Consider the following 8,891-nt stretch of genomic DNA (forward strand, 5'->3'; position numbering starts at 1 on the left):
TCGTCAACAGCTCCGAGGTCGCGAGCGCCCGGCCGGTTACCTCAGCCGGTTCGGGCGAGGTGCCTGTGCACCATCTGAACCGCCATGGCGCCCTCCCCGACGGCCGAGGCGACCCTCTTCACCGACCCGCTCCGGACATCACCGACCGCGAACACGCCCCTCCAACTCGTCTCCAGCGGTGTGCCCGGCCCCGTCCGCACAAACCCGCGCTCGTCCAACTCCAGGCGCCTGGCGAGCCATCCGGCATGCGGCACAGCGCCGATGAACACCAACAGCCCCCGCGCCGGCACCGTCTCACGTTCCCCGGTGCGGTTGTCCTCGGTGACCACCGCGCGAAGTGTTCCGTCTCCGCACGCCTCCCGGACAATGGTGTGCCGCCGTACTTCGATCCTCTCTGAGCGCTCTTGAGGAACAGCGCGGCTTGTCCGGCCGAATTGCCGCCAGACCATGCCGCGGTATGCGCGGCCGGCATGCACACGCAGCCGGTAGGGGCTGGCCCAGCCGATGCCAGGTTGGGCGGCGGTGCTGCCTCGGAGGCGGGACTGAACCGGCCGCTGGGAGGGAAGTGAACGTCACCGGCGCGGTTCCGTGTCTGCGGCGGCGGTGAATCAGCGGCGCCGTTCAATCCAGGTCCTCCCATCTCCACGGGGCCGCAGGGGTCCCGTCCGGTTCCCGCCCGAACCGGAACCGCTCCTTGTGATCAGCGACTTCGATGAACCGACCGAACAAACCCGCGGCGGGCAACCGTCCGACCAGCTTGGTGACCTGCTCGTGCGCCCCCACCGCCCGCAACCGTTCCAGCAGGAAGGCCACGGCGCCCGGGTCGTCGAGGGTGGTGCGGGTGGGGCCCAGTGGGCGGGGCGGTGGTCTGCGGAATGCACAGTGTCCAGCAGGTCGACCAGAGTCGCAGCCGCGCGGGGGTCGCGGCGCCGGGTAGCGTGTTTGCAGAGTTGAGCGGCGTCGCGGTACAGGCCGCACTGCTTGGCGGTGTCTCCCGGCCGTTGCAGGTCGTCGGGGCGGGTGTGTGGGCCATCGCCTTCCGGAACGCGGGCGGAGGATTTGGTCGGCGCGGTACTGGCGGCCGTGCTGGTCGAGGTAGTCGGCCAGGCGATAGCCGTCGACACCAACGCCGTGTGCGGGAGGGACCGCCTTCAGCGGGCTGACCGCGCCCTTGAGGGTGCGGGTGGCGTACTCCCGCGCCAGACCACGCTCCCTGCCACGCCGGCTCGGACAGGGCCCGCGCCCGGTCGGGCAGGCAGCCAACGCTGGCCTGCCGCAGCAGCTCGGGGCTGAGCGGGTGACGGTGGCCCAGCCGGACCGCGTCCATGGCCGCCCTGATCAGCACCTGCCCGTAGGGGCCGGCGCCGGGCCCGTGATAGTGGGCGAGCAGCGCGAGGACACCGGCCAGGTACTGGGCCACCTGCCCGGCGACCCCCCGCACTCAGCAGCGGTGATCGCTTCCTCCAGCAGCGGACCGCCGTGGTGGCGGGCACGGGCCAGCTCATCGCCGGTGAAGACCTCCCCTCCTCCGCCGCATCGACCTCCCGGGGAGAAGCCCCGGTCAGGTCGGGCAGCGGGGCCCGGGTGGCGTGCATCGGGTCCGCGAAACCAGGGCCGCCGTGGTGATCGGTGTAGGCGGCCCAGTAGTCCGGCCCCACCTGGTGATGACGATCACCTGGTCGCGGCCCAACAGCAGGCCGCTCAGTCTCCACAGCACCCGCTGCCCGCCCGGGTCGTCGGCGTAATGGCGCAGCTCGTTCAGCCACAACACCGACCGGCCCGGCACGTCGCGCTCCAGCAGCTCCTCCAGAGCGGCCGCGGTCTGCGGGTACAACACCGGGGCCCACGGGAGCCGCGCCCGCACCGCCTCATAGGCCGCGCGGGACTTGCCGGTCGAGGACCCACCACCAGCCGGTTGGCGGCCAAAGTCGGGTCCAGCACCGCATACACCACATGATCATGCGCGCGATGCACATACGCGCGGGGCACGGGGCCGGGCGCGCCTCGGCCATTTCCACCTCGCCGCCCTCGTCCATCGCGCTCTACTTCGCGTCGCCCCAGTGAGGACGGACGACGAATCCTCCTCGTCCGGGGGCGCCTCTGACATGGGTGAATGGCGTTCGTGGTCGTGCGCAGGGGCCTGGGGGATGGCGGAAGTTCAGGCAAGCCGGATCGGTGCCGCACGCACCCGAAACGGTGCGCGCCAATCCTCGTCAGAATGTGCAGAAGGCGTGGGCCTGGATCCTTGTTTCATAGGGGGAGTTATTGAGGAAGTAGGCCTTCCAGGAAGAGGCGGAGTCGGGGTAGGTGGCGGTGACGGCGCCGACCGGGCTGTCGTGCGGCTGGTCCACGCCTCCGCCGATCACGCGCCAACCTTGGGGGCAGGGTGCCGTGGCCGAGGCGAGCTGACCCACTCGGACGGTGAGCAGTTCGCCGTCCACGACCTGATAGGGCCCGGTGCCTCTCACGCAGACGGCATACGGCCACACGTCCACATTGGCCAAGCCGGTGTTGCGTACGTAGTTGGTCCAAGCGTTTGCGTCCAAGCTCGGCGTCAGGCCGGGGGCGACGACGGTGTTCGGCTGCGGATAGAAACCACCGCCCACCGCCTTGCGGCCGTCGGTGCACCTCGCGCCGGCGGCGACGTAGGCGCCCGGCTCGGCCGTCCGGTGTGCGCCTTCGGTGAAGAGATAGTCGCTGACATCGGAGTCGCACACCGCGTAGACGGTCATTTCCGCCGGGGTGCTGGAGAGGTTGCGCACGTTGACGATCCAGCCCGCGTCACTGCTCGGGGTGTACGGGCCGGTGTGGATGAGCTGGATCCCGCCGGGGCTGGTGTTGGACTCCCCGCCGTTCACCGCACGCATCCCCGACGGGCAGTAGACCCACTGCCGCCACACCTCGCCCGCCGGTACCGTCATCGGCCCGTAGGGGACGATCTGACGGCCAGGCGCCGCGGCCGCGCCCGGCAGGACCGGTAGCCGCGGCGGGACTTTCGGCTCCGCTACAGAAGGCGGCCGCTGGATCTTCGGTGCTGGGCCCCGCGACCCGGGCACCGGTCCGCCGCCACCATCACCACCTGGCCGTACCGCCACCGCTGCGGAGTACGCGGCGGGGCGTGGAGTGGAGGCCACGGCGGTGCCCTGCACAGCGGTCAGCAACAGCGGCAGCGCGGCCAGCACACCCGTCACCATCACCACAGGGACGGGCACCGGTCGTGGGAGACTCCTGCTCATTGACGCCTCTCCTTCTGCCTCGACGCTGGTCAGAGGCACTGCAGCTTCAACCGGTGTGCGTCAGCCGGTCGCGATGAAGGAGAACTCCCGGTCGGTCGCGGGGCCGGTGCTCTCGGTGGTGACGACGCTGAAGCCCTGGCTGGTGATCTCGATCGGGTAGGCGCCGTCGAGCCCGTTGTCGGCGTTGACCACGCAGGTGACGACGACGGGGAGAGCGGAGAACGCGCTGTCGAGCGTGATGGTGTGGCAGCCATCGCGGTCGCGGCGTGAGGTGAACCCGGTTCCGGCCTTGGCTGTGCCCTCGCGGTCGACCCATCCGTACACGGAGACCGTCATTGTCGTTCCTTCCCTGCCGGAGCGGTGGGCCTTCTTGGGCGTGACGTGCGCCGCACCATCCCCCTACCCAATGACTACACAAAGTAATCACTCATGTCTATTGGGTAACTCATCGGGCTCTCGGACGTGCGCGCGGCCCCTGGCAGCGGAAAGGGCCCCTGTCCTGCACTGCGATCAGGGACCCTCGTCGCCCTGGCCTCTGTCGTGGAAGCGGGCGGCGGTCACGCGCTGCCGGTCACGTGTTCCAGGGCTTGGGTGAGGAGGGGCGGGTGCGCTTCGCATAGGGCGTCCACCTTGTACGAGACGAGCGCGGCGGCGCGGCGTGCCCTGGTGGTGCAGCCGGCACAGAGCACCGTCCGCCAGCGGTGAACACCGGCTCGACCAGGCCCGACGGGTCACTACTGTCCGCTCTCATGACGACGGTTACAACGCGTACGGTCGAATACCCGGCCGACGGCCTGACAATGATCAGCCACCTCGCCCTCCCCGCCGGTATCGAGCGCCGGCCCGCAGTCCTGATCGGGCCCGAGGGGCTGGGGCTCAGCGACGTCGAACGCCGCCGGGCCGAAGCCCTGGCCGAACTGGGATACGTGGCACTGGCCTTCGACATCCACGGCGGGCGCTATCTGGACGACCCCGAAGAGATGCTGGCCCGCTGCATGCCGCTGCTCGCCGACCCCGACCGGATGCGCGACATCGGCCACGCGGCGCTCGAGGCGTTGCGCGCCGAACCACGGACCGACCCCGACCGGATCGCCGCCATCGGTTACGGCACCGGAGGCGCGATCGCGCTGGAACTGGGACGCGACGGCGCCGACCTGCGCGCGATCGCAACAGTCAACGCCGTGACCACGGGCCGACCGGGCGAAGCGGCGCGCATCGGCTGCCCGGTGTGGGCCGGAGTCGGATCCCAAGATCCCATCATGCCGCCCGCACAGCGAGACGCCTTCACCGCCGAGATGCAGGCCGCAGGCGTCGACTGGCGCCTGGTGGTCTACGGCGGCGCCCTGCACGCCTTCCACCACCCACCGGTCGACCATGCCGCGGTCCCCGGCGTCGGCCACCACCCACAACACGCCCAGCGAGCCTGGCACGACATCATCAACCTGCTCGCCGAATGCCTACCCGTGCCGGAGTGATCTACATCAGAGCGCAAGCCGACCATCAGCGGATCCGGATCTCCCCGGCGAGGACGGCGGCGGCCTGGGCGGCCGTGAGGCTCGGGGCGGCGAGGTCGTCATAGCCGTCGGGGCTGGAGGGGACCAGGCCGTGCCGGCCAGCGCGGCGGCGACATCCCGCAGCGCCACAGCGGCCGATGCCAGCGCCGAGTGGTCGACCACCATGACTACCTCATCCGGGGCCGGCCGCGCTCGGCGGCGAAAAGCGCTGAAGCGGCTTTGAGGATCTCGTTGACTCGCTTGAGCTCGTCGTTCTCCTTGCGCAGCCTCCCGCTCAGCCGAGGTCGGCTGCTCGGGACGCTGGCCGGCGTCGGCCTGGGCTTGGCGCACCCAGGTACGCGGGGCTTCACGGTGGATGCCCAGATCGGCCGCGATCTGAGCGATGGGGCGGTCGGACTCCATGGCCGGCCGGACGGCCCGGTCACGGAGTTCCCGGGATATTTGCGTGGTGCTGCCATCGCGGTGATTCTCCTCCCTGCCGGCCAAGATCATGACTGGCTTGAAGGACTTCACCAAACCCGGTGGGCTTCACTGTCCCCGCTGCCCTGCACGCGCGCTGAGCCGGCCCGGCGCGGCACGGCGCCGGGCCGGCTCGGAGGACCGGCGGCATGCGCGGGGACCGCGCCCTCCCCCGAGAGAGGACGCGGCCCTTTACCGCCGGCGGGTCAGGCGCCGGGGCAGCGCTTCCACGAGAAGTGGTACAGCGTGTTGACGCTGCCGTCGGTCGAGTCGAAGGCGATGAAGCTCGTCTTCGACGGGTCCGACCCCTTGGTCACGCGCAGTTCGGTGTTGACGTTGAAGTTGCGCTCTTCACCGCAGGGCTTGTAGACCAGTTCGGTGACCGGCGTCCGGTCACTGAACTCCCAGTTGTCGACCAGCGACCCCTTGAGGTTGTGGGTCACCGCCTGCGTGGGCGACGTGCCCTGGTGGTAGTAACTGGCCCGCTCGACCGCCGACGCGCCCGCCTCCAGGTTGGCGAAACCGCGGTAGTCGGCCCCGGCGATCGCGTAGGTGAACCCCTGCGGCACGTGCACCCGCAGATTGAGCTGGCAGTTCTTCCGGAAGTCGGTCGCGGTCGAACTGCCACCCGCCTGAGCCAGGTAGTTACTGTAGGTCACGGTGAAGCCGGAGTTGTCACTGGCCGTCGCCACCGCGGCCGTCCCGGCCGGGCACCCCGAGCCGTTGACGGTGAGGACTTCGACCGTGATCTTGTCCGGGGGCGGGGGGTCGTCCCCGGCCGCGTTCGCCGTCGACGCCGTCGACGCCATGGCCAGGGCGGCGAGACAGGCCGCCGAGGCGCTCATCGCTTTGCGCATGACTCTTTCTCCTCTAGGGGGGTGGAGAGGTGGTGGATCCGGGAACTCGCACCGCGGCGCCGGCCGGTCTACGGTCGCGTCGGATGAAGCCGAATTCCTAGGGCAGGGGGCAGCGCTTCCACGCGAAGTGGTAGGTGGTCTTGATGCTGCCGTCGGTGGAGTCCATGGCGAGGAAGCTCACCTTGCTGGCGTCAGTTCCCTTGGTGACCCGCAGCTCGGTGTTGATGTTGAAGTTCCGCTCCTCGCCGCAGGGCTTGTACACGAGCGCGGCGATGTCGATGGTGTCGGTGAACTGCCAGTTGTCGATCAGTTCGCCGCGCAGGGCGTGGGAGTGCGACGTGGTCCGCGGGTCGCCCTGGAAGTAGTAGCTGGCCTTCTGGGTACCGGTCGACCCCGGCTCCAGGTTCGCGAACCCCCGGTAGTCGGTGGAGTTGATCGCGTAGGTGAAGCCCTGCGGGACGTGCACCTTCATGGCGATCTGGCAGTTCTTCCGGGAGTCGGTCGATGCCGAGTCCCCGCCGGCCTGCGCCGTGTACTTGCTGTACGTGACGGTGAAGGCCTCCTTGTCATCGGAGACGGCCACGGCGGCCGACCCGGCAGGACAGCCCGAGCCGTTCACGGTGGCGATTTCGATCGTGACGCCGTTCGGCCCGCGGACCAGTTGGGGCGCGGAGGCGGAAGCCGGAGCGGTGTTCACCGTGGCCATGGCCGCGGTCGCCAGGGCGGCGGCGGAAATGGCGATCCCTTTACGCATGCGATTCCTCTTCGCTGGGGGCGGATGCGTTTTCGGCGGCCGAAACAGTGGAACGTGATCCAGGATCTTGCCCGAAGAGTAACCATTCCCCTAAGGACCGGTCAATCACCACTTTTTAACTTGCTTTGAATGTACTGTCAGCCCTGGCGGACCCCGTTCGGGTCACCATACGAGAACATCGCCAAACAGCCACTTCAGAAAGTGGAACTTTCAATGACCTGGGGACATTTGAAAGCGGACCGTTCCAGCAAAAGAAGCAATCGAATTTCAGAACCGGTTCAGAACCGCCAGAACATTTTCCACACATGTCACGGCGCGGGATCCCTGGTGAGCGAGGTGTAACGGGCGCCGGCCGGGGAACGGTCGCAGCGTCCTACCCGCCGACGGGGAGACCATGCGATGAGCGGCCTGATCGGACGCAACCTGCTCGCCGGAGCCGAGCCCGACGTCGCGGGCGACGCCGGATACCGCGACGCGCCACCGCGGATGGGGTTCTTCACCGACACCTCCGTCTGCATCGGCTGCAAGGCGTGCGAGGTGGCGTGCAAGGAATGGAACGCCGTCCCCGAGGACGGCCTGGAGTTCACCGGCATGTCCTACGACAACACCCAGGGCCTCGGCGCGAACACGTGGCGGCACGTCGCGTTCATCGAGCAGGAAAGACCCATTGGCGGCGTGGCGGACGAAGCCGCTCCCGACGCCGGTCCCCCGGACGGGGACGGCGGCCTGCGCTGGCTGATGTCGTCCGACGTGTGCAAGCACTGCACGCACGCGGCGTGCCTGGACGTCTGCCCGACCGGTTCGCTGTTCCGCACCGAGTTCGGCACTGTGGTCGTCCAGGAGGACATCTGCAACGGGTGCGGTTACTGCGTGCCCGCCTGCCCCTACGGGGTCATCGACCAGCGCAAGGACGACGGCCGGGCCTGGAAGTGCACCCTGTGCTACGACCGGCTCGGCGCCGGGCGGGAGCCCGCCTGCGCCAAGGCCTGCCCGACGGACTCCATTCAGTTCGGTCCCCTGGAGGAGCTGCGCGAGCGGGCCGCGGACCGTGTCGACCGGCTGCACGACCTCGGCGTTGACGGGGCCCGGCTGTACGGCCACGACCCCGAGGACGGCGTGGGCGGCGACGGCGCGTTCTTCCTCCTGCTGGACGAGCCCGAGGTGTACGGGCTCCCGCCGGATCCCGTCGTCACCACCCGCGACCTGCCGTCGATGTGGCGGCACGCGGGCGCCGCCGCGCTCACCCTGCTGGGCGGACTGGCCGCACTGTTCGCGGCGCACGGATCCGTGGACCGCGGCCGCCGCACGACCTGGTACGGGAGGCGCGGACGATGAGCGGCAAGGACGCGGGACGGGACGACGCCGACAGCCAACCGCCCACGGACCCCAAGCCCGCCGCGGAAGGTGAAGCGGCGGGCGGTGATGTGGGCACGGGCGGTGCGGCTCCCGGAGGGGATGCGCGGCCTGGGACCGGGGCCGGTCCCAGGCGCGGTGGGCGGGGGCGACGGGGGCGTGGGCGGCGCGGCGAGCGCGCGATGGTTCCGGAGGCGGAGTTCACCTCGTACTACGGCAAGCCCGTCCTGAACCCGCCGACGTGGAAGGCCCTCGACATCGCCGGGTACTTCTTCCTCGGCGGCCTGGCGGGCGCCGGGTCGGTGCTGGCGGCCGGGGCACACCTCACCGGCCGTCCCGCGACCGCGCGGGCCATGAAGATCTCCTCGCTGGCCGCGCTCGGCGGCTCCACCGCGGCGCTGGTGCACGATCTCGGGCGGCCCTCGCGGTTCCATCACATGCTGCGGGTGGTCAAGCCCACCTCGCCGATGAGCATGGGGTCGTGGCTCCTGCTGGCCTACGGGCCGGCGGCCGGCGCGGCGGCCGTCCTGGACGTCACGGGGCTGCTCCCCCGGCTCGGCACCGCCGCGACGGCCGGGGCCGCGGCGCTGGGCCCGGCCGTCGCCGCCTACACCGCCGTGCTGGCGGCCGACACGGCGGTGCCCGCCTGGCACGAGGGCCATCGGGAGCTGCCGTTCGTGTTCACCGGGTCCGCCGCGGCCGCCGCGGCCGGGATGGC

Annotated in this window: 10 protein-coding genes and 1 pseudogene; 3 read left to right on the top strand and 8 right to left on the bottom strand. The window is 70.2% G+C overall.

Translation table 11 applies throughout. The annotated features are described in order from the left end of the window. Positions 1–41: 41 nt before the first annotated feature. The 5 genes from E1291_RS18220 to E1291_RS18240 all read right to left on the bottom strand — a co-directional run bounded on the left by E1291_RS18220 (position 42) and on the right by E1291_RS18240 (position 3,572). Entirely contained in the window at positions 42–449 is a 408-nt protein-coding gene (locus tag E1291_RS18220; protein WP_131739027.1) for an NAD(P)/FAD-dependent oxidoreductase, read from the bottom strand. A gap of 172 nt (positions 450–621) precedes the next feature. Next, entirely contained in the window at positions 622–813 is a 192-nt protein-coding gene (locus tag E1291_RS18225; protein WP_131739017.1) for a hypothetical protein, read from the bottom strand. Between the two features lie 748 nt (positions 814–1,561). Further along, the gene (locus E1291_RS18230; RefSeq protein WP_131739018.1) at positions 1,562–1,837 is read right to left on the bottom strand and encodes a hypothetical protein; all 276 of its coding nucleotides are present in this window, start codon (positions 1,835–1,837) and stop codon (positions 1,562–1,564) included. Between the two features lie 376 nt (positions 1,838–2,213). Then, positions 2,214–3,182, bottom strand: a complete 969-nt coding sequence (locus E1291_RS18235; protein ID WP_165495173.1) for a hypothetical protein — start codon at positions 3,180–3,182, stop codon at positions 2,214–2,216. 114 nt (positions 3,183–3,296) lie between these two features. Then, entirely contained in the window at positions 3,297–3,572 is a 276-nt protein-coding gene (locus E1291_RS18240; protein ID WP_131739020.1) for a hypothetical protein, read from the bottom strand. Positions 3,573–3,937: 365 nt separating this feature from the next. On the opposite strand from E1291_RS18240, the gene E1291_RS18245 reads away from it, so the two are divergent. After that, on the top strand, positions 3,938–4,711 hold the full coding sequence (locus tag E1291_RS18245; protein ID WP_242614221.1) for a dienelactone hydrolase family protein: 774 nt from the start codon (positions 3,938–3,940) through the stop codon (positions 4,709–4,711). 204 nt (positions 4,712–4,915) lie between these two features. Here the strand turns inward: E1291_RS18245 and E1291_RS44010 are convergent. The 3 genes and pseudogenes from E1291_RS44010 to E1291_RS18260 form a co-directional block, all read right to left on the bottom strand. Beyond that, positions 4,916–5,242 (bottom strand): annotated as a pseudogene (locus E1291_RS44010) (transposase); the annotation flags it as partial. 173 nt (positions 5,243–5,415) lie between these two features. Further along, positions 5,416–6,066, bottom strand: coding sequence for a DUF4360 domain-containing protein (locus tag E1291_RS18255; protein ID WP_131739022.1), 651 nt, complete (start codon positions 6,064–6,066; stop codon positions 5,416–5,418). Between the two features lie 97 nt (positions 6,067–6,163). Beyond that, positions 6,164–6,820: a DUF4360 domain-containing protein gene (locus tag E1291_RS18260; protein ID WP_131739023.1), complete on the bottom strand. Its 657-nt coding sequence runs from the start codon at positions 6,818–6,820 to the stop codon at positions 6,164–6,166. Positions 6,821–7,306: 486 nt separating this feature from the next. Between E1291_RS18260 and E1291_RS18265 the strand changes: the two genes are divergently transcribed. Together E1291_RS18265 and nrfD are read left to right on the top strand one after the other, a co-directional pair. Further along, positions 7,307–8,155 (top strand): 4Fe-4S dicluster domain-containing protein, encoded by an 849-nt coding sequence (locus E1291_RS18265; RefSeq protein WP_242614222.1) that lies wholly within the window; start codon positions 7,307–7,309, stop codon positions 8,153–8,155. After that, positions 8,152–8,891 (top strand): NrfD/PsrC family molybdoenzyme membrane anchor subunit (gene nrfD, locus E1291_RS18270; protein ID WP_165495174.1); only part of this gene is annotated, 740 nt, incomplete at its 3' end. The genes E1291_RS18265 and nrfD, both read left to right, overlap by 4 nt.

It is taken from the genome of Actinomadura roseirufa (genome assembly GCF_900659635.1).
In the GTDB taxonomy this organism is placed as follows: Bacteria; Actinomycetota; Actinomycetes; order Streptosporangiales; family Streptosporangiaceae; genus Spirillospora; species Spirillospora roseirufa.

Excerpts from the sequence above, each read along its gene's own strand:
- E1291_RS18220 (WP_131739027.1), bottom strand. The coding sequence starts at position 449 with ATGGTCTGGCGGCAATTCGGCCGGACAAGCCGCGCTGTTCCTCAAGAG.
- E1291_RS18240 (WP_131739020.1), bottom strand. The coding sequence starts at position 3,572 with ATGACGGTCTCCGTGTACGGATGGGTCGACCGCGAGGGCACAGCCAAG.
- E1291_RS18255 (WP_131739022.1), bottom strand. The coding sequence starts at position 6,066 with ATGCGCAAAGCGATGAGCGCCTCGGCGGCCTGTCTCGCCGCCCTGGCC.
- E1291_RS18260 (WP_131739023.1), bottom strand. The coding sequence starts at position 6,820 with ATGCGTAAAGGGATCGCCATTTCCGCCGCCGCCCTGGCGACCGCGGCC.
- E1291_RS18265 (WP_242614222.1), top strand. The coding sequence starts at position 7,307 with ATGGGGTTCTTCACCGACACCTCCGTCTGCATCGGCTGCAAGGCGTGC.